The organism is Klebsiella sp. AqSCr, assembly GCF_008452795.1.
GTDB lineage: Bacteria > Pseudomonadota > Gammaproteobacteria > Enterobacterales > Enterobacteriaceae > Klebsiella > Klebsiella pneumoniae.
The window spans coordinates 1,837,520-1,855,935 of the sequence record NZ_MJDM01000005.1 but is presented as its reverse complement, the minus strand read 5'-3'; the positions used below and the strand labels follow the sequence as shown (position 1 = coordinate 1,855,935).

Genomic DNA, 18,416 nt, shown 5'->3' with positions numbered 1-18,416 from the left:
CTGTTCACTATGACCCTGTGAAAATCAAAAAGTTTACGCCGCAAGCAACTCTTTCGCGTTCGCCAGGGTGTTGCGCGTGACTTCGCTGCCGCCCAGCAGACGGGCCAGCTCCTGCAAGCGAGCACGTTTATCCAGCGGCTGCATATGGGTTTCGGTCATCTCGCCATCGGTCTCTTTGCAGACAAAGAAATGATGGTGGCCGCAGCCTGCGACCTGCGGCAGGTGGGTCACGCACATCACCTGCGTGGACTCGCCCAGCTGGCGCAGCAGCTTGCCGACCACGGCGGCGGTCGGGCCGCTGATGCCGACGTCCACTTCGTCGAAGATGAGCGCCGGGGTTTCCATTTTACGCGCGGTGATCACCTGAATCGCCAGCGCAATGCGCGACAGTTCGCCGCCGGAGGCCACTTTGGCGATTGGCTGCAGCGGCTGACCGGGGTTAGTGGTGACGCGGAACTCAATATGGTCGGCGCCGTCGGCGGTGAGATGGCGTTCATCGAACGCGACCTCAATCGCGAAGACCCCGTGCGGCATCGAAAGTGAGTGCATACTTTCAGTGATAAGCTGGGTCAGCTCGTCGGCGCTGGCCTGGCGCAGGGCATGCAGCTGGCGTGCGGTCTCCAGCGCCAGCTGATGATGTTCGACCACCTGCTGGCTGAGGGATTCCAGCGAGCCGGCGCTGTCGTCCAGCAGGCGCTGCTCTTCCAGCATCGCCTGATAAACCGCCGGCAGCTCTTCCGGCATCACCTGATGTTTACGCGCCAGCGCGATTTGTCGGGAAATCCGTTGCTCAAGTTCAAACAGACGGTTCGGATCGAGATCCAGACGGTCATGGTAGTGGCGCAACTCGTCGCTGGCCTCGCTGAGCTGAATGGCCGCCTCTTCCAGCATATCCAGGACGCCGGAAAGCTTGCTGTCCATGCCCACCAGCTCGCTGACCAGCTGCTTCGCGGTATAAAGCTGGCTCTGCAGATTGGCCTCTTCGCCGTCCGCCAGTACCGTAAGGGCGTGCTGACAGGTGCTGAGCAGCTGGCCGCTGTTGGCCAGGCGCTTGTACTCTTCGTCAATCTGCTCGAATTCTCCCGGCAGCGGGTTAAATTCGTTCAGCTCTTTAAGCTGATACTGCAGCAGATCGGCGCGGGCGGCGCGCTCCTGGCTCTGCTGCTGATGCTGGGCCAACTCGCGGCAGCTCTGGTGCCACTGGCGATAGTGCTCGGCCATACACTGAGTAAGCGCATACTCACCGGTATAGCCGTCGAGCAGCGTTTTTTGGTGTTCGGGTTTGGTCAGCAGCTGGTGGGCATGCTGGCCGTGGATCTGGATCAGCAGCTGGCCCAGCTCGCGCAGCTGCGAGAGCGGGACGGCGGTGCCGTTGATGAAGCCGCGCGAGCGGCCGTCGGCGCTGATCACCCGGCGAAGCAAACACTCACGCCCGCTCTCCAGCTGATTCTCTTCCAGCCAGCGCTGGGCAGCCGGGGTATCTTTCAGCGCGAAGCGCGCGCACAGGTCGGCACGGGTGGCGCCGCGACGCACCATGTCGGCTTCCGCTCTGCCGCCGAGGCATAGCCCCAGCGCGTCGATGGCAATGGATTTCCCGGCGCCGGTTTCCCCGGTGATGGCGGTCATGCCGCTGTGGAAATCAATTTCCAGTTCACGAACGATAGCAAAATTACTGATGGTGAGTTGCGCCAACATAGCTGCCTTCCTGTATGAAAAACCAATACTGTGTTTTCGTACAGTATAGACTGGTTTTTTATCCAGTAAAGAGGCAGCCGTGAAAATCAGAACAATTTTTTCGACCAGCCGAGCTTGGTGCTTAATGTATTGAAATAGCTGTAATCTTTAGGGTGAATCAGATTGAGGTGATAATCACAGCGGCGAATGAGGACATCTTCGCCATCCTGGATCGGCAGGGCAATCTGGCTGTCGCAGCTGATCTCCAGATCGCTGCAGCGGTGAGAGAAGCGCAGGCGGATGCTGCTGTCGCCGTTGATCACCAGCGGTCGCGCTGAAAGGGTGTGCGGGAACATCGGCACCAGGGTGATGGCGTCCAGCGACGGCGTAAGGATTGGGCCGCCAGCCGACAGCGAGTAGGCGGTGGAGCCGGTCGGAGTGGAGATAATCAGGCCATCGGATCGCTGAGAGAACGCAAAGACTTCGTCGATATAGACTTCGAACTCAATCATATGCGCCACTTTGCCGGGGTGCAGCACCACTTCGTTGATGGCGGTGCTGATACGTTTCTGGCAATCCTGCTGACACACCTGGGCCTCCAGCAGAAAGCGTTTCTCGGCGATGTAGTGGCCTTCCAGCACGTCGGCGAGCTGCTGCAGGGCGTTGTCCGGGTCAAGGTCGGTGAGAAAGCCGAGGTTGCCGCGGTTAATGCCGATAACGTTAATGTCGTAACGGGCCAGGGTCCGCGCCGCGCCGAGCATATTGCCGTCGCCGCCCACCACCACCGCGAGGTCGGCCTGTTGGCCAATCTCCGCCAGCGTGCCGGTTTTCACGTTGCTGAGCTGAAGTTCATGGGCGATCTGCTGTTCAACCAGCACTTCATACCCTTTGCTGCACAGCCAGCGCCAGAGCATTTCATGTGTGGTCAGGGCGGTGGGGTGACGAGGATGTCCCACAATGCCGATACACTTGAAATGGTTCTTCATGATCTGGATGTCCTTGCGTTAAATGAAATAGTGACAATCTGTCCGCTTCCCTTGAAACCCGGAAACTGATCCCCATAATAAGCGAAGTTAGCGAGATGAATGCGAAAAAAACGCGGAGAAATTCATGAGTAGTAAAGAACAGAAAACGCCTGAGGGGCAAGCCCCGGAAGAAATTATCACGGAGCAGCACGACGACGTTGAGGCGGTAGAGCCTGAAGTTTCGGCTGAGCAGGTGGATCCGCGCGATGAAAAAATTGCGAATCTGGAAGCCCAGCTGGCTGAAGCGCAGAAACGTGAACGTGAAGTGATGCTGCGTGCCAAAGCCGACGAAGATAACCTGCGTCGTCGTACCGAGCAGGATATCGAGAAAGCGCACAAATTCGCGCTGGAAAAATTCGTCAATGAACTGCTGCCGGTAATCGACAGCCTGGACCGCGCGCTGGAAGTGGCTGACAAGGCTAACCCGGAGCTGGCGCCGATGGTGGAGGGGATCGAACTGACCCTGAAATCTATGCTGGACGTAGTGCGTAAGTTCGGCGTGGAAGTGATCGCCGACACCAACGTTCCGCTGGATCCGAACGTCCACCAGGCCATTGCGATGGTCGAGTCTGAAGATGTGGCGGCGGGCAACGTGCTGTCCGTGATGCAGAAAGGTTATACCCTGAACGGCCGTACTATTCGCGCCGCGATGGTGACGGTAGCGAAAGCGAAATAACGCTTGCTGCCTTGCTCAACGGCTGCCTGCGGGCGGCCGTTTTTTGTGTCATCGCTGCCGGCGCGAGATAAAAAAACGGCGGGCCGCAGCCCACCGTGATATTAATTCCTTCGCTAGCGCTACTCCGCGACGCTCTCGCGTAATGATTTCACCGGCATCACTTTCACCTGTTTGATCATGTTGTCCTGCACGTCGAGGATATCTATATCGTACTGCTCAATGCGCACGCGGGTGCCCGGGACCGGGATCTCTTCCAGCGCTTCGAGGATAATACCGTTGACGGTTCGCGCTTCATCTTCCGGCAGGTGCCAGTTAAACGCTTTGTTGATTTCGCGAACGTTGGCGCTGCCGTCGATAATCACCGTGCCGTCGTTAAGCGGGGTCACTTCCTCCGCCAGGGTGGGTGACATGGAGGTGGTGAAGTCGCCGACAATCTCTTCAAGAATATCTTCGACGGTGACCAGCCCCTGAATATCGCCGTATTCATCGACCACCAGACCGACTTTCTTTTTATTGCGCTGAAATTTCACCAGCTGGGTGCTGAGCGGCGTGCCTTCCGGCACAAAGTAGATCTCATCTGCCGCCCGCAGCATGATCTCTTTTGTGAACTCTTTCTTCTCCGTCATCAGACGGTAGGCTTCGCGAACGCGCAGCATGCTGATGGCATCGTCCAGCGAATCGCGGTAGAGCACGATGCGGCCATGCGGGGAGTGGGTCAGCTGGCGGACGATAGATTTCCAGTCATCATTGATATCGATGCCGACAATCTCATTGCGCGGCACCATGATGTCGTTAACGCTGACCTTCTCCAGGTCCAGCACCGACAGCAGCATATCCTGATTGCGTCGTGAGATTTGTGAACGGGATTCATTCACAATCGTGCGCAGTTCATCTTTGCTCAGGGCGCTGCTGATGACGGTATCGGTGCGGATGCCCATCATGCGCATCAATATGCGGGTGATGGTATTCAGCAGCCACACCAGCGGCATCATCAGCACCTGCAGGGGCGCCAACAGGAAGCTGCTGGGGTAGGCAACCTTTTCCGGATAGAGGGCGGCGATGGTCTTCGGCAGCACTTCGGCAAATACCAGCACCACAAAGGTAAGTACGCCGGTGGCGATCGCGACGCCGGCGTCGCCGTACAGGCGCATGCCGACGATGGTGCCCAGCGCCGAGGCGAGAATGTTGACAAGGTTATTGCCGATCAGCACAAGGCTAATCAGGCGGTCCGGCTTGCGCAGCAGCTTCTCCACGCGCTTGGCGGGGCGGTTGCCTTGTTTCGCCATGTGGCGTAACCGGTAGCGGTTCAGCGTCATCATGCCGGTTTCGGAACCGGAGAAATAGGCAGAGATAATCACCATGACGATCAGCGTTATGATCAGCGTGGTGGTGGAGATATGTTCCACGTAGGATTCCTTAAAAGACTTAGCTCACGAACTGCTGCAGCACGCGGCTACCAAAATAGGCCAGCGTCAGCAGACCGGCGCCAGCGACGCTGAACCAGACCACACGACGTCCGCGCCACCCTTCATGATAGTGCCCCCACAGCAGGACGATATAGACGAACCACGCAATAATCGACAGCACCGCTTTATCGATATTTTCGCTGCTGAACAGATTGTGCATGTAGAACAGGCCGCTGCACAGCGTCAGGGTCAGCAGCACCACGCCGACCTGGGTGATGTGGAACATTTTGCGCTCAATGCTCATCAGCGGCGGCATTTCGCTGCTGAAGGCCAGCTTTTTATTCTTGAGCTGGTAGTCGATCCACGCCAGCTGCAACGCATACAGCGCGGCAATGATCAGCGTGGCGTACGAGAAGAGCGACAGGCCGATATGCACCAGCATCCCCGGGGTGGTTTCCAGGTGGGTGATATATTCGTTAGGCACGAATGTGGCGAAGGCCAGGTTGATCAGCGCGAAGGCATAGACGATAGGCAGCAGCAGCCAGCCGCGATTGCGCGAGGCCACGATAGTCATCACCGTACAGATCATCAGGCTGACCAGCGACCCGACGTTCAGTAAGCTGAGATTTTGCCCGCTCTCGCCGCCGGGGAATATCCGTGCTTCCAGCGCAAAAGCATGGCAGATTAAGGCGATAGTCGCAGATAAAATCGCCATTCGCCGCCAGCTGCTGTTTTTTTGCAGCAAGCCGGGGATAATCAGCGCGAGGCTGACGGAGTAGGCGACAAGGGCGAGTAGAGCAAAAACAGGCATAGGTGTCGGCTGTTGGCTAAATAAGAAAGAGAAGCAGTATAACGTTAGCAGGCCTCTGCTCCAACCGTTGCAGCACATTCAGATTGATGTCGTGTTATACTCCGCCACATTCGTTTTGTGTGTCGCTGCGGCGACCGACCGTTTCCACCTCAGGCGAGAGACAATGTTTGATAATTTAACCGATCGTTTGTCGCGTACGCTGCGCAACATTAGCGGCCGCGGACGCCTTACAGAAGACAATATTAAAGACACCCTGCGCGAAGTGCGCATGGCGCTGCTGGAAGCGGACGTTGCGCTTCCGGTGGTCCGTGATTTCATCAGCCGCGTCAAAGAGAGCGCGGTCGGCCATGAAGTCAATAAAAGCCTGACCCCGGGTCAGGAGTTCGTCAAAATCGTCCGCAACGAGCTGGTGGCGGCGATGGGCGAAGAGAACCAGACGCTCGACCTGGCCGCGCAGCCGCCGGCCGTGGTGCTGATGGCTGGCCTGCAAGGTGCTGGTAAAACCACCAGCGTCGGTAAGCTGGGGAAATTCCTGCGCGAGAAGCACAAGAAGAAAGTGCTGGTCGTTTCCGCGGACGTTTACCGCCCGGCGGCGATCAAACAGCTGGAAACCCTGGCCGAGCAGGTCGGCGTCGATTTCTTCCCGTCTGATGTCGGGCAGAAGCCGGTTGATATCGTCAACGCGGCGCTGAAAGAAGCGAAACTCAAATTCTACGACGTGCTGCTGGTGGATACCGCCGGTCGTCTGCACGTTGACGAAGCGATGATGGACGAAATCAAGCACGTCCACGCCGCCATTAACCCGGTTGAAACCCTGTTCGTCGTCGATGCGATGACCGGTCAGGATGCGGCGAATACCGCGAAGGCCTTTAACGAAGCGCTGCCGCTGACCGGCGTGGTGCTGACCAAAGTGGACGGCGACGCCCGCGGCGGCGCGGCGCTGTCGATTCGCCATATTACCGGCAAGCCGATTAAATTCCTCGGCGTCGGCGAGAAAACCGAAGCGCTGGAGCCGTTCCATCCGGACCGCGTCGCTTCCCGTATCCTCGGCATGGGCGACGTGCTGTCGCTGATCGAAGATATCGAGAGCAAGGTTGACCGCGCGCAGGCCGAGAAGCTGGCCTCCAAGCTGAAGAAAGGCGACGGTTTCGACCTCACCGACTTCCTTGAGCAGCTGCGCCAGATGAAAAACATGGGCGGCATGGCCAGCCTGATGGGCAAGCTGCCGGGCATGGGGCAGATCCCGGACAACGTGAAAGCGCAGATGGACGACAAAGTGCTGGTGCGTATGGAAGCGATCATCAACTCGATGACCCTGAAAGAGCGCGCTAAGCCGGAAATCATCAAAGGTTCGCGTAAGCGCCGTATCGCCGCCGGCTGCGGCATGCAGGTGCAGGATGTGAACCGTCTGCTCAAGCAGTTCGACGACATGCAGCGCATGATGAAGAAGATGAAGTCGAAAGGCGGCATGATGAAGATGATGCGCGGGATGAAAGGGATGATGCCGCCAGGCTTCCCGGGTCGTTAAAAACAAGGGCATAAGGCTATCTTGTTTGCCATTTTAGCGCCGGGGTGTGCTCGCCATCTTCACGTACTACCTGTACGTTCCAGTGGTTGCGCACACGCTGGTACTAAACTGGCTGCACCGCCGACGGCCTTTTACAGCAGACTTATCAACTGCTGATTGCATTTTCCCCAGAAATCAGTAAAATTTTCGGGCTTTTAATATGACACCGGGCTCCGTTCCTCGATGGGGCCCGGTTGTTTTATTCACACAAGAGGATGTTATGGTAACTATTCGTTTAGCACGTCACGGCGCTAAAAAGCGTCCGTTCTACCAGGTTGTTGTCACCGACAGCCGTAATGCACGCAACGGTCGCTTCATCGAGCGCGTTGGTTTCTTCAACCCGATCGCTAACGGTGCGGAAGAAGAAACTCGCCTGGATCTGGATCGTATCGCTCACTGGGTTGGCCAGGGCGCTACTGTTTCCGATCGCGTTGCCGCGCTGATCAAAGCCGCTAACAAAGCAGCTTAATCTGTCACGGTGGTCATGATGAGCAAGCAACACACCGCGCAAGCACCTGTTGATCCGATCGTATTGGGGAAAATGGGTTCTTCCTACGGTATCCGTGGTTGGCTCAGAGTGTTTTCCTCCACCGAAGACGCCGAAAGCATTTTTGACTATCAGCCCTGGTTAATCCAGAAGGCGGGTCAGTGGCAGGTCGTTGAGCTGGAAAGCTGGCGCCACCACAATCAGGACATCATCATCAAGCTGAAAGGCGTTGACGATCGTGATGCCGCGAATCTACTGACTAATTGCGAAATTATCGTGGATTCATCGCAGTTGCCGGAGCTGGAAGAGGGTGACTACTACTGGAAAGACCTGATGGGCTGCCAGGTAGTTACGACGGAAGGCTATAGCCTCGGTAAAGTCATCGATATGATGGAAACCGGGTCGAATGACGTGCTCGTCATCAAGGCAAACCTGAAAGATGCATTTGGTATCAAGGAGCGGTTGGTTCCGTTCCTCGATGGGCAGGTTATCAAGAAAGTCGATCTCACTACGCGTACTATCGAAGTAGATTGGGATCCTGGTTTTTAAATTCTCCGGATAAACGGTAAAAGACGGCGCTATGTGGATTGGCATAATTAGCCTGTTTCCTGAAATGTTCCGCGCAATTACCGATTACGGGGTAACTGGCCGGGCAGTAAAAAATGGCCTGCTGAGCATCGAAAGCTGGAGTCCTCGCGACTTCACGCATGACCGGCACCGTACCGTGGACGATCGTCCTTACGGCGGCGGACCGGGGATGCTAATGATGGTGCAACCCTTACGGGATGCCATTCATGCAGCAAAAGCCGCGGCAGGTGAAGGCGCGAAGGTGATTTATCTGTCACCTCAGGGACGCAAGCTTGATCAAGCGGGCGTCAGCGAACTGGCAACGAATCAGAAACTGATTCTGGTGTGCGGTCGCTACGAAGGGATAGACGAGCGCGTAATCCAAACCGAAATTGACGAAGAATGGTCAATCGGCGATTACGTTCTCAGCGGTGGTGAGTTACCGGCAATGACGCTGATTGACTCCGTTTCCCGGTTCATTCCGGGAGTACTGGGCCATGAAGCATCGGCAACGGAAGATTCCTTTGCTGATGGGTTGCTGGATTGCCCCCACTATACCCGTCCTGAAGTGTTAGAGGAGATGGAAGTACCGCCAGTATTGCTGTCGGGAAACCATGCTGAGATACGTCGCTGGCGTCTGAAGCAGTCGCTGGGCCGCACCTGGCTTAGAAGACCTGAACTTCTGGAAAACCTGGCTCTGACTGAAGAGCAAGCAAAGCTGCTGGCGGAGTTCAAAACTGAACACGCGCAACAGCAGCATAAACATGATGGGCAGGCGTGAGCCCCCAATATCAGTTTACCCAGGATAAGAGATTAAATTATGAGCAACATTATTAAGCAACTTGAACAAGAACAGATGAAGCAGGACGTACCTTCCTTCCGTCCGGGTGATACCGTGGAAGTGAAAGTATGGGTTGTTGAAGGTTCCAAAAAACGTCTGCAGGCATTCGAGGGCGTGGTTATCGCTATTCGTAACCGCGGTCTGCACTCTGCATTCACTGTTCGCAAAATTTCCAACGGCGAAGGCGTTGAGCGTGTCTTCCAGACTCACTCTCCGGTAGTTGACAGCATTGCTGTTAAACGTCGTGGTGCTGTACGTAAAGCTAAACTGTACTACCTGCGTGAGCGCACTGGTAAGTCTGCTCGTATCAAAGAGCGTCTTAACTAAGATTCGCTTTCGCGACATCCTGACAAAAAGGGCTGGCCTCAGGGCCGGCCCTTTTTTTATCTTTGTTGTAACCATCGTGATGTAAATCATTTACAATACGCCCTCTATACGGAGGGGCGGTGGTCAGCAACAGTTTTCAGCAAACGACACCTAAACGGCGAGCCGCCTGGCTGGCGCTGTTGGCGATCCTGCTGATCGTGGTGGCCCCGCTAATCTCCGTCTCCCTGCAAAAAGACCCCATGAGCGCCATGCCCGGCATGCACCACGCCATGATGATGGATAGCTCGTCCGCGAGCATGGCGCAGATGCCCGGGCACAAGATGGCAATGATGCACAGCACAGACGGCGCTACGCATACCGGACACGAAATGCCGCTGGACCATGCCGAAGCGTGTGGCTATTGCGTGCTGTTAGCCCATGTCCCGGGGCTCCTTTTCGCGCTGGCGCTGTTCGTCGCCATGCTCCTGCGGCGCATTCGCCTGCCGGTTTCTCGCCCGGTATTAAAGCACTGGCACTACTTTCCCTGGCTCTACCCCGAAACCCGCGCCCCGCCGCGGTTGTCTGCTTTTTCCCTTAAATAAAAATCAATCTGCGCACCGCGCAACGACCTCTTTTGCTTTAAAAAAGGAAAAGTATGACAACCTGCACCTCGCGCGCGGCATGGCTGAACCTGCTGCGTCGCCTCCATTTCTATATTGGTCTGTTTATCGGACCGTTTATCTTTGTCGCTGCCCTGACCGGTACGTTGTACGTGGCGACGCCGCAGCTGGAAAACTGGCTCTATCACGACGCGCTGCATGGCCTTGCCGACGGGACTCCGCAGCCGCTCAGCGCCCAGATTGCGGTGGCCGAAGAAGCGACCCAGGGCAATCTGCGGCTGCTGGCGGTGCGTCCGGCGTCTGCGTTGGGCGAGACCACGCGCATTATGTTTGCCGATCCGGGTCTCGGAGAGTCGGAATCCCGGGCTATTTTTGTCGATCCGATCGCGCTGCGGGTGAAGGGCGATATGACGGTCTACGGCACCAGCGGCATCCTGCCGCTGCGCCAGTGGATTGATTATGCGCATCGCTCTCTGCTGCTGGGCGACAGCGGGAGGTTATACAGCGAACTGGCCGCCTCCTGGATGTGGGTGGCCGCGCTCGGAGGCATTGCCCTGTGGGCGATGACGCGTCCAAAACGGCGGCTGAATAACGCCTTGCAGAACCATCGTCGGCTGCACGTGACGCTGGGCTGGGGCTTACTGGTGGGTATGCTGCTCTTCTCCGCCACCGGCCTGACCTGGTCGCAATGGGCCGGCGGCAATGTGGACAAAATGCGGGCAGCGTTCGGCTGGCTGACGCCGCAGGTCAATACCCAGCTGCATGGCGAGATGCAGATGACGCACGATCCCCACGCCGGACATCATATGGATGCGATGGCCATGGCCCAGCATCAGCCGGCGCTGCAGCTGGCCCAGTTTGACCAGGCGCTGGCGGCGGCCCGTCAGGCGGGGCTGAACGCCAGCCGGCTGGAGATCCGTCCGCCAGTGTCAGACGACCGCGCCTGGACGGTGAATGAGATCGACCGTCGCTGGCCGACGCAGGTGGACGCGGTGGCGATCGATGGCGCCACGATGCAGGTGGTGGATCGCACGCGTTTTGCCGACTTTCCGCTGATGGCGAAGCTCACCCGCTGGGGCGTCGATTTCCATATGGGGATCCTCTTTGGTCTGGCGAATCAGCTGCTGCTGGTGGGATTTGGCTGCGCGCTGTGCGTTACCATCGGGGTGGGGTACCGGTTATGGTGGATCCGCCGTCCGCCTCAGGCGGCCTGGGATCCGGCGCATTCGCTGCTGCAGGCGTGGCTGTCGCTCGCCTGGCCTGCCCGAATCCTGGTGCTTGGGCTGGCGTTTGCCCTTGGATTGGCCATGCCGTTAATGGGAGCCAGCCTGCTGCTGTTCATTGCCGTTGACTACCTGCGCTGGCGCGCGGCAACGGCAATGAGGATGATGAAGTCCAGCGACTAAGTGAAGACTTACGGCGTGCTGATGACCACCGTTACCCGGCGGTTTTCGGCGCGCCCGGCCGCCGTGTCGTTGCTGGCGATCGGGTATTTTTTGCCAAGGCCGCGGGTGACTAAATTACTGCGTGGGACATGAGCGCCTTCCGCCCAGGCATCGGCCACGCTGTTGGCCCGCTTAAGCGACAGGGCTTCATTGTAGCTATCTTCACCATAATTATCGGTATGGCCTTCAAGGCGGCTATGGGTGATCCCGGTAGCCGCCAGCCGCGAGGCCATCGTGGTGATCTGCTGGCGGCTGTCGGGACGTAGTCGGTAGTCATTCTTGTCAAACAGGATGCTATCGGATAAGCCCAGGGACCAATCGCCATTGCTTTCAGTGAAGCCGTAAGATTTCATCGCCGCCACCTGCTCCGGGGTAAATTTTCCCTGAGGAGCCTGGCAACCTGTCAAAAGCGCCGCCGCCATCAGGGCGGGGACGAAATATTTTCTGATCATAATGAGTCCTTTATTATTTCAGCGTCTGCTGGATACGTTGGTTTTTCATCCGATACATATTCTGATCGGCAAGTTCTTGCAGTGATTCCGCGGTGGCGTGCTCCCACGCCAGGGCATAACCGACGCTCAGCGAGAGCGTGGCGCTATGACCGTTGTGCAGGTTGAATGGCGGAAGAAATTTTTCCGTTAGCGCCTGGCACAGGGCCTGCACTTCTGCTTCCGAGCGCACCTCGCGCAGCAGAACGGCAAACTCATCGCCGCCAAGACGCCACGCCAGATGGCGTTTACCGGCAAAAGTCATCAGGCGGCTGGCGACCTCCATCAGCACTTTATCGCCCGCCGCATGCCCCCAGTTGTCGTTAATCAGTTTGAAATTATCGCCATCAAGAAACAGCAATGCCGAGGTTTGATGATCGACTTCATTCTGCATCAGCTCGGCGAGCGCGTTACGAAAGGCGGCGCGGTTAGCCAGGCCGGTCAACGGATCGTGTAACGAACTGCGCAACAGCTGCGCGTTTTTGGCCTGCAGCTGGCGCTGCCAGTCCTCCATTTCCCCCAGCAGGCTGTTAAAGTCCTGGGCGAAAAGATGGAACTCCTCGATACGCTCCTCCGGCACCCGCCGGGAGAAGTGGCGGTTTTCACGTATATCATGCACGACCTCAGTGATGCTCTGCAGGGCGGCGACGATCCCCCGGTGTAGGGAGTGGGTCAGCAGCAGGGCGATGAACGAGGCGAGCAGAATGCTGCCGGTCAGCACCAGAATCGAGATACCGAGAAAGTGGCTAATCAGTTCATCAAGCGCGGTCAATCTCAGCTCGCCGATTTGTTTGCCCTGGTGCCAGATGGGCTGCACCGTGGGCTCCGGAAACAGCCATTTACTGATAAGCCCGCTCACTTGCTCTTTATTGGCCAGCGGTTCATGGCGCCACGCGGCGAAGTGCTGCATCTGGCCGTTTAGCACGATTGCCTGGGAGATCTGCCCTTGCTTGCCCAACGACGCGAGGGTCTCCTCTGCCGCCGCGCTGTCGCCAAATACCAGGGCGGCTTCGAGGCTGCGCCCCATGGTCGCGGCAGTGAGCTCAAGATTTTTCTGCGCGTACTGCTTGAGCGTGAAGATTGAGGCTGTACTCAGCAGCAGCCAGACCAGCGTCATGGAGATCACCACGCTTATCACGCTAATGCGACGGAGCGCGCGTTTGAAAGTCGGGCGCGGAGTCTGTGAAAAGTCCTTATTCATGTGGTTTCTTCCGGGCAAGCATCAGGACGTCCGGGTTAACCCGAACCCCGCTGTGCGTCAGAACGTCCAGATTAACGGAGAAGCGGACCCGGTCGTCATTGATGATCAGGCAAAACGCGCTACCAATTGAACAATCCGTATTTTGTTCTGCGATGAGTAACAGCGGCCTCGGGCCATAGCGGCGAGTGAGTTCTGACTGTTCAGTCGGCGATTCGCTGCCAAAATAAAAACCATCGCAGGTCGTTTTTAACGCTTCTTCACGATTACGTACTATCACCGGTTGATAGGGTAATGCATCCGGATCTTCATGAGCCAGGCTATGGGTGAAGCGTGATGAGGCAAAAATGCACAGCTTTGGCGCTCCTGTTAATGACGGCCAACGGGTGTAGGTCACGATCCCGGAAACAATAGCGCGAACATGTTCTGAAGGTCCGGCAGCAAAAACAGGAGATACCGCGATGAGAAAAAATACAGTCAATAAAAGACGGTGTAATACTGTCATTAACGCTTCCGTCAAAGTCGCCATAGCGCGGGAAAAGCCGCTGCCGATGCCCGGCGAAGAATACCACTGTTAATAAAACCCGTCATTAGATGCGCCCTTTGCTTTGGGACAATTCTCACCAGGATTTTTCGTAGTACCGATACCGTGGGTGCGCAAGTTTGGCTTGTTTTTCCTATGTGTAAATATTGTTATACGCATCGCGCCATTGTGAGTGGCAATTAATTCGCTGGTGTAAATTAAAATTTACTGAATATGGATTGAATTCTTTACTTTGTGTGGTATCGTTACGTCATGCCCTCTGAGGCAACCCTAATCGCAAACGAGCTACACAGGATCGCAATCATGCAAAAAGACGCGCTGAACAACGTACATATTACCGACGAACATGTATTAATGACCCCGGAGCAACTGAAGGCGGAATTCCCGCTGAGCGTCGAGCAGGAAGCGCAGATCGCGCACGCCCGTCAGACCATTTCGGATATCATCGCCGGTCGCGATCCGCGCCTGCTGGTGGTATGTGGTCCTTGCTCCATTCACGATCCGGAAGCTGCGATTGAATATGCTCGTCGGTTTAAAGCCCTTGCCGCAGAGGTCAGCGATAGCCTCTACCTGGTGATGCGCGTCTATTTTGAAAAACCCCGTACCACCGTCGGCTGGAAGGGGCTGATTAACGATCCGCACATGGATGGTTCGTTTGATGTTGAAGGCGGCCTGAAGATTGCGCGTCGTCTGCTGGTCGAGCTCGTCAATATGGGACTGCCGCTGGCGACGGAAGCGCTGGATCCTAACAGCCCGCAGTACCTCGGGGATCTGTTCAGCTGGTCCGCTATCGGCGCGCGTACCACGGAATCACAAACGCACCGCGAAATGGCCTCTGGCCTGTCGATGCCGGTCGGCTTTAAAAACGGTACCGACGGTAGCCTGGCCACGGCCATCAACGCCATGCGCGCCGCGGCGATGCCGCACCGTTTCGTCGGCATCAACCAGGCCGGGCAGGTCTGCCTGCTGCAAACGCAGGGTAATCCGAACGGCCATGTGATCCTCCGTGGCGGCAAGGCGCCGAACTACGGTCCGGAAGATGTGGCGAAATGCGAAAAAGAGATGGCGCAGGCGGGACTGAAGCCGTCGCTGATGGTAGATTGCAGTCATGGGAACTCCAATAAAGATTTCCGCCGCCAGCCGGCCGTGGCTGAATCCGTGGTCGCGCAGATCAAAGATGGCAACCGCTCCATTATCGGCCTGATGATCGAAAGTAATATCCACGAAGGCAATCAGTCCTCTGAACAGCCGCGTGAGGCGATGAAATACGGCGTCTCGGTGACGGATGCCTGCATCAGCTGGGAGACTACCGAGGCGCTGCTGCGTGAACTGGATAAGGATCTCCGCGGCCACCTGGCGGCCCGTTTGGTTTAAGAGGAAAGTATGGTTGCTGAACTGACCGCGTTACGCGATCAAATTGATGAAGTGGATAAAGCGTTGCTTAGCCTGCTGGCTAAGCGTCTGGAGCTGGTGGCCGAAGTCGGCGAGGTGAAGAGCCAGTATGGCCTGCCGATTTACGTCCCGGAGCGCGAGTCGGCGATGCTCGCCTCCCGACGTGAAGAGGCGGCTGCGCTCGGCGTACCACCGGATCTGATCGAGGACGTTCTGCGTCGCGTGATGCGGGAATCCTATTCCAGCGAAAACGACAAAGGCTTCAAAACCCTGCAGCCGAATCTGCGGCCGGTGGTCATCGTCGGCGGCGGTGGGCAGATGGGGCGTCTGTTTGAGAAGATGTTAACGCTGTCCGGCTACCAGGTGCGTATTCTGGAAAAAAACGATTGGGCCCGGGCGGCGGATATCGTCGCCGATGCCGGCATGGTTATCGTCAGCGTACCTATTCACACCACCGTGGAGACGATCGGCAGGCTGCCGCCCCTTCCGGCGGATTGCATTCTGGTTGACCTTGCCTCGGTGAAAGCGGAGCCGCTGCAGGCGATGCTGGCGGCGCATCAGGGCCCGGTTCTTGGCCTGCACCCGATGTTCGGTCCGGACAGCGGCAGCCTGGCGAAGCAGGTGGTGGTCTATTGTGATGGCCGCCAGCCGGAGGCCTATCAGTGGTTCCTCGAACAAATCCAGGTTTGGGGCGCGCGGCTGCACCGCATCAGCGCCGTTGAGCACGATCAGAACATGGCCTTTATTCAGGCGCTGCGCCACTTTGCCACCTTCGCCTATGGCCTGCACCTGGCGGAAGAGAATGTACGTCTTGAGCAACTGCTGGCGCTCTCGTCACCCATTTACCGACTGGAGCTGGCGATGGTAGGCCGTCTGTTTGCCCAGGATCCGCAGCTGTACGCCGATATTATTATGTCATCGGAAAACAACCTGGCGCTGATTAAGCGCTACTACCAGCGTTTCGGCGAAGCGATCGGCCTGCTGGAGCAGGGCGATAAGCAGGCGTTTATCGACAGCTTCCGTAAAGTCGAACACTGGTTTGGCGATTACGCCCAGCGTTTCCAGAGCGAGAGCCGCACGCTGCTGCGTCAGGCGAACGATAATCGGCAGTAAAGCGAAAAAGATGTATACAATAAAGCCAGCGACCGCTGGCTTTTTTTATAGGGATGACAACGATGGCTGAACCACAACCGCTGTTTGACTACACCGGATACCTGCCGGAATGCCCGACCTGGAGCGAGGCAGAACAGGCCCTCTACTGGGCTGATATCATGGAATGTGAAATTCACCGCTACGATATCCGCAGCGGAGAACACCAGGTGCTGCAGTTTCCGGAGGAGGTCGGCTGTTTTGCCCTGCGCGAGAAGGGCGGGTTTATCGTGGCATTGCGCAGCGGCATCTGGCTGACCGACGCCCACGGCCTGCTGCGGCGGAAAGTCTGCGATAACCCGAGCAACCCGGAGCTGGCGCGGTTTAACGACGGCGGGACCGATCGCGATGGGCGCTTTTATGCCGGTACCTTCTGGGGGCCAGGGGATTACAACGGCGCGCTGCTGATGCGAGTGGATAACGACCTGCAGCCGAAAGTGATCCAGTGTGACATCCATGGCGCCAATGGCCTGGCCTTTAGCGCCGACCGGCGCTGGATGTATACCTCTGATACGCCGAACGCCGTGATCTACCGTACGCCGCTGGATGAGCAGGGTGAGCCTGGCCGACGCGAAGTCTTTCGCCGTTTTCAGCCTGGCGAAGGGATCCCTGACGGGGCGGCGATCGACGTGGAGGGATGTTACTGGAGCGCAATGTTTGACGGCTGGCGGATCGCCCGTTTCTCGCCGCAGGGCGAGGAGCTGGACTCCTACCCGATGCCGGTTCGTTGCCCGACGATGGTCTGCTTCGGCGGGGCGGATATGAAAACGCTCTATATCACCACCACCCGGGAAAACATGGAGGACGACGAGCTGGCGCAGTATCCGCTGTCAGGCGCCATCTTCACCCTGCCGGTAGCGGTGGCAGGGATGAAGAAATTACCGTTCCGCGAATGTTAAACCGGATCCACCGGGACCACGTTTTCGCTAGGGTAGCAGCCGAGGACCTTCATGGAGCGGGTGATATCCGCCAGCTCCTTCAGCGCCTTGCGCATGGGCAGCGAATCCAGGTTGGCCTGAATATCGAGATAAAACATCTCTTCCCAGGGATTGCCGTGGATCGGGCGGGATTCCAGTTTGGTCATGATCAGATTGTGGTTGCGCAACACCAGCAGGGCTTCCACCAGGGCGCCCGCCTGCTGACCGGTCGCCATTAACAGCGTGGTCTTGGCCGGCACCTGATCGGAGACGTTCACCGCTTTGCGCGCCAGGACGAGGAAGCGCGTGATGTTCTGCGTCTGGTTGGCCTGGCAGTGCTCCAGCACCTGCAGACCATACAGAGCGCCGCCCGCTTCGCTACCCAGGGCCGCGACGGCCGGGGAGTTCGCCTGCGCCACTTTTTCCATTGCCGCCGAGGTGCTCTCGGTATACTCAATCTTCCAGTGCGGGTAGCGGCTCAGGTACTGGCTGCACTGCTGGAACGGCTGCGGATGGCTGTAAACGGTCTGAATTTTATCGGCATCCGTCGAGGTGCTCACCAGTACGCAATGATCGATAGGGATCGTCAGCTCGCCAACGATCGACAGGCTGGTGTGCTGCAGCAGATCGTAGACGTCGTTGATCCCGCCGGAGCTGGTGTTTTCAATCGGCACCACCGCGTAATCGGCCTGGCCGGTTTCTACCTGATTAAAAATATCGGCGAACTTCGCGCAGCCGCTCTCAATAAACTGCTCAAAGTGGCGAGCGGCGTACTGACGCGCCGCCAGATGCGAGTAAGAGCCCTTGGGACCGAGGAACGCCACGCGGGCCGAATGCGGGTTAATTTTATTCAGATGCTGCTGCAGCAGGGTTTGCTGGGTAAGAACAGAGTCTTCGATAATCAGCTGGAACAGGCGGGTGATATAGTGCGCATCCAGATTATGGCGCTTGCCGATAGTCATCAGGCGCTCCAGCAGATCGCGTTCGCGGTCAATATCACGCACCGGACGATGGGAGGCCAGTTTGGCTTTTCCAACCTCAACAGCCAGTCCGCGGCGCTCCGCCAGCAGAGCAAGCAGCTTCTCGTCCAGGGCGCTTATCTTATCGCGCAGCGCCAGTAATGGGTTTTCCTCGGTCATAGATGTTGCCTTTGTTGTTATCAAATAAAAAAGGCCTCCCGGGTGGGAGGCCTTATTGTTCGTCTTCGCATTCTTTCTTATACGACGAATTGCCTCCCGGTCAGGGGAAGGTAAAAAAGAATGCGAAGAAGAACGGGACAAGTTTCATGGTAAATTCCTTTAGG

20 protein-coding genes and 1 other annotated feature are annotated in these 18,416 nt (G+C 57.3%); of the genes, 11 read left to right on the top strand and 9 right to left on the bottom strand.

The window, feature by feature from the left end; all coding sequences use genetic code 11:
• Nucleotides 1-33: 33 nt before the first annotated feature.
• Both recN and nadK read right to left on the bottom strand, forming a co-directional pair.
• The gene (recN, locus tag BHE81_RS12970; RefSeq protein WP_004890335.1) at nucleotides 34-1,695 is read right to left on the bottom strand and encodes a DNA repair protein RecN; all 1,662 of its coding nucleotides are present in this window, start codon (nucleotides 1,693-1,695) and stop codon (nucleotides 34-36) included.
• A gap of 86 nt (nucleotides 1,696-1,781) precedes the next feature.
• Entirely contained in the window at nucleotides 1,782-2,660 is an 879-nt protein-coding gene (gene nadK, locus BHE81_RS12965) for an NAD(+) kinase (protein WP_023342643.1), read from the bottom strand.
• A 124-nt stretch (nucleotides 2,661-2,784) separates the two neighbouring features.
• Here nadK and grpE point away from each other — a divergent pair, with 124 nt between their 5' ends.
• Complete coding sequence (gene grpE / locus BHE81_RS12960; RefSeq protein ID WP_002914155.1) at nucleotides 2,785-3,375, top strand: nucleotide exchange factor GrpE; 591 nt, start codon at nucleotides 2,785-2,787, stop codon at nucleotides 3,373-3,375.
• A 119-nt stretch (nucleotides 3,376-3,494) separates the two neighbouring features.
• Here the strand turns inward: grpE and BHE81_RS12955 are convergent, their stop codons facing one another.
• Together BHE81_RS12955 and BHE81_RS12950 are read right to left on the bottom strand one after the other, a co-directional pair.
• A complete protein-coding gene (locus BHE81_RS12955) occupies nucleotides 3,495-4,781 on the bottom strand; it encodes an HlyC/CorC family transporter (RefSeq protein ID WP_004149392.1) in 1,287 nt (428 codons plus the stop codon).
• A gap of 19 nt (nucleotides 4,782-4,800) precedes the next feature.
• Nucleotides 4,801-5,592, bottom strand: a complete 792-nt coding sequence (locus BHE81_RS12950) for a cytochrome C assembly family protein (protein WP_002914153.1) — start codon at nucleotides 5,590-5,592, stop codon at nucleotides 4,801-4,803.
• A gap of 163 nt (nucleotides 5,593-5,755) precedes the next feature.
• On the opposite strand from BHE81_RS12950, the gene ffh reads away from it, so the two are divergent.
• The 7 genes from ffh (at nucleotide 5,756) to BHE81_RS12915 (ending at nucleotide 11,386) form a co-directional block, all read left to right on the top strand.
• Entirely contained in the window at nucleotides 5,756-7,120 is a 1,365-nt protein-coding gene (gene ffh, locus BHE81_RS12945) for a signal recognition particle protein (protein ID WP_002914152.1), read from the top strand.
• A 259-nt stretch (nucleotides 7,121-7,379) separates the two neighbouring features.
• Nucleotides 7,380-7,628, top strand: coding sequence for a 30S ribosomal protein S16 (rpsP, locus tag BHE81_RS12940; RefSeq protein ID WP_002914149.1), 249 nt, complete (start codon nucleotides 7,380-7,382; stop codon nucleotides 7,626-7,628).
• Between the two features lie 18 nt (nucleotides 7,629-7,646).
• Nucleotides 7,647-8,195: a ribosome maturation factor RimM gene (rimM, locus tag BHE81_RS12935; protein WP_004150977.1), complete on the top strand. Its 549-nt coding sequence runs from the start codon at nucleotides 7,647-7,649 to the stop codon at nucleotides 8,193-8,195.
• A 31-nt stretch (nucleotides 8,196-8,226) separates the two neighbouring features.
• The gene (trmD, locus tag BHE81_RS12930; RefSeq protein WP_002914147.1) at nucleotides 8,227-8,994 is read left to right on the top strand and encodes a tRNA (guanosine(37)-N1)-methyltransferase TrmD; all 768 of its coding nucleotides are present in this window, start codon (nucleotides 8,227-8,229) and stop codon (nucleotides 8,992-8,994) included.
• 39 nt (nucleotides 8,995-9,033) lie between these two features.
• Entirely contained in the window at nucleotides 9,034-9,381 is a 348-nt protein-coding gene (gene rplS, locus BHE81_RS12925; protein ID WP_002914145.1) for a 50S ribosomal protein L19, read from the top strand.
• Nucleotides 9,382-9,500: 119 nt separating this feature from the next.
• Nucleotides 9,501-9,962, top strand: coding sequence for a DUF2946 domain-containing protein (locus tag BHE81_RS12920; protein ID WP_023342644.1), 462 nt, complete (start codon nucleotides 9,501-9,503; stop codon nucleotides 9,960-9,962).
• Nucleotides 9,963-10,015: 53 nt separating this feature from the next.
• Nucleotides 10,016-11,386 (top strand): PepSY-associated TM helix domain-containing protein, encoded by a 1,371-nt coding sequence (locus BHE81_RS12915; protein WP_023342645.1) that lies wholly within the window; start codon nucleotides 10,016-10,018, stop codon nucleotides 11,384-11,386.
• A gap of 8 nt (nucleotides 11,387-11,394) precedes the next feature.
• On the opposite strand, the gene BHE81_RS12910 is transcribed toward BHE81_RS12915, so the two are convergent.
• Genes BHE81_RS12910 through BHE81_RS12900 form a run of 3 tightly spaced genes read right to left on the bottom strand, consistent with a single transcriptional unit; the run spans nucleotide 11,395 to nucleotide 13,616 of the window.
• Nucleotides 11,395-11,877 carry an OmpA family protein gene (locus tag BHE81_RS12910; protein WP_004145671.1) on the bottom strand — a complete coding sequence of 161 codons (483 nt, stop codon included), beginning with the start codon at nucleotides 11,875-11,877 and terminating at the stop codon, nucleotides 11,395-11,397.
• Between the two features lie 13 nt (nucleotides 11,878-11,890).
• Entirely contained in the window at nucleotides 11,891-13,114 is a 1,224-nt protein-coding gene (gene dgcN, locus BHE81_RS12905; protein WP_004180950.1) for a diguanylate cyclase DgcN, read from the bottom strand.
• Complete coding sequence (locus BHE81_RS12900) at nucleotides 13,107-13,616, bottom strand: YfiR family protein (RefSeq protein WP_004174804.1); 510 nt, start codon at nucleotides 13,614-13,616, stop codon at nucleotides 13,107-13,109. The genes dgcN and BHE81_RS12900 overlap by 8 nt, the downstream gene beginning before the upstream one ends.
• Nucleotides 13,617-13,958: 342 nt before the next feature.
• Between BHE81_RS12900 and aroF the strand changes: the two genes are divergently transcribed.
• The 3 genes from aroF (at nucleotide 13,959) to BHE81_RS12885 (ending at nucleotide 17,095) form a co-directional block, all read left to right on the top strand.
• Nucleotides 13,959-15,029, top strand: coding sequence for a 3-deoxy-7-phosphoheptulonate synthase AroF (gene aroF, locus BHE81_RS12895; protein ID WP_002914114.1), 1,071 nt, complete (start codon nucleotides 13,959-13,961; stop codon nucleotides 15,027-15,029).
• 9 nt (nucleotides 15,030-15,038) lie between these two features.
• The gene (gene tyrA / locus BHE81_RS12890; protein ID WP_002914113.1) at nucleotides 15,039-16,160 is read left to right on the top strand and encodes a bifunctional chorismate mutase/prephenate dehydrogenase; all 1,122 of its coding nucleotides are present in this window, start codon (nucleotides 15,039-15,041) and stop codon (nucleotides 16,158-16,160) included.
• A gap of 62 nt (nucleotides 16,161-16,222) precedes the next feature.
• Entirely contained in the window at nucleotides 16,223-17,095 is an 873-nt protein-coding gene (locus BHE81_RS12885) for an SMP-30/gluconolactonase/LRE family protein (RefSeq protein ID WP_023342647.1), read from the top strand.
• On the opposite strand, the gene pheA is transcribed toward BHE81_RS12885, so the two are convergent.
• On the bottom strand, nucleotides 17,092-18,252 hold the full coding sequence (gene pheA / locus BHE81_RS12880) for a bifunctional chorismate mutase/prephenate dehydratase (protein WP_004150975.1): 1,161 nt from the start codon (nucleotides 18,250-18,252) through the stop codon (nucleotides 17,092-17,094). The two genes, BHE81_RS12885 and pheA, sit on opposite strands and share 4 nt — an antisense overlap.
• A gap of 24 nt (nucleotides 18,253-18,276) precedes the next feature.
• Nucleotides 18,277-18,401 (bottom strand) — a sequence feature (Phe leader region).
• A complete protein-coding gene (gene pheL / locus BHE81_RS12875) occupies nucleotides 18,353-18,400 on the bottom strand; it encodes a pheA operon leader peptide PheL (RefSeq protein ID WP_100250063.1) in 48 nt (15 codons plus the stop codon). It overlaps the preceding feature by 48 nt.
• Nucleotides 18,402-18,416 lie beyond the last annotated feature (15 nt).

Excerpts from the sequence above, each read along its gene's own strand:
- recN (WP_004890335.1), bottom strand. The coding sequence starts at position 1,695 with ATGTTGGCGCAACTCACCATCAGTAATTTTGCTATCGTTCGTGAACTG.
- rimM (WP_004150977.1), top strand. The coding sequence starts at position 7,647 with ATGAGCAAGCAACACACCGCGCAAGCACCTGTTGATCCGATCGTATTG.
- pheA (WP_004150975.1), bottom strand. The coding sequence starts at position 18,252 with ATGACCGAGGAAAACCCATTACTGGCGCTGCGCGATAAGATAAGCGCC.
- aroF (WP_002914114.1), top strand. The coding sequence starts at position 13,959 with ATGCAAAAAGACGCGCTGAACAACGTACATATTACCGACGAACATGTA.
- BHE81_RS12900 (WP_004174804.1), bottom strand. The coding sequence starts at position 13,616 with ATGACAGTATTACACCGTCTTTTATTGACTGTATTTTTTCTCATCGCG.
- BHE81_RS12910 (WP_004145671.1), bottom strand. The coding sequence starts at position 11,877 with ATGATCAGAAAATATTTCGTCCCCGCCCTGATGGCGGCGGCGCTTTTG.
- BHE81_RS12950 (WP_002914153.1), bottom strand. The coding sequence starts at position 5,592 with ATGCCTGTTTTTGCTCTACTCGCCCTTGTCGCCTACTCCGTCAGCCTC.
- ffh (WP_002914152.1), top strand. The coding sequence starts at position 5,756 with ATGTTTGATAATTTAACCGATCGTTTGTCGCGTACGCTGCGCAACATT.
- rplS (WP_002914145.1), top strand. The coding sequence starts at position 9,034 with ATGAGCAACATTATTAAGCAACTTGAACAAGAACAGATGAAGCAGGAC.
- rpsP (WP_002914149.1), top strand. The coding sequence starts at position 7,380 with ATGGTAACTATTCGTTTAGCACGTCACGGCGCTAAAAAGCGTCCGTTC.
- trmD (WP_002914147.1), top strand. The coding sequence starts at position 8,227 with ATGTGGATTGGCATAATTAGCCTGTTTCCTGAAATGTTCCGCGCAATT.
- grpE (WP_002914155.1), top strand. The coding sequence starts at position 2,785 with ATGAGTAGTAAAGAACAGAAAACGCCTGAGGGGCAAGCCCCGGAAGAA.
- BHE81_RS12915 (WP_023342645.1), top strand. The coding sequence starts at position 10,016 with ATGACAACCTGCACCTCGCGCGCGGCATGGCTGAACCTGCTGCGTCGC.
- nadK (WP_023342643.1), bottom strand. The coding sequence starts at position 2,660 with ATGAAGAACCATTTCAAGTGTATCGGCATTGTGGGACATCCTCGTCAC.
- dgcN (WP_004180950.1), bottom strand. The coding sequence starts at position 13,114 with ATGAATAAGGACTTTTCACAGACTCCGCGCCCGACTTTCAAACGCGCG.
- BHE81_RS12885 (WP_023342647.1), top strand. The coding sequence starts at position 16,223 with ATGGCTGAACCACAACCGCTGTTTGACTACACCGGATACCTGCCGGAA.
- tyrA (WP_002914113.1), top strand. The coding sequence starts at position 15,039 with ATGGTTGCTGAACTGACCGCGTTACGCGATCAAATTGATGAAGTGGAT.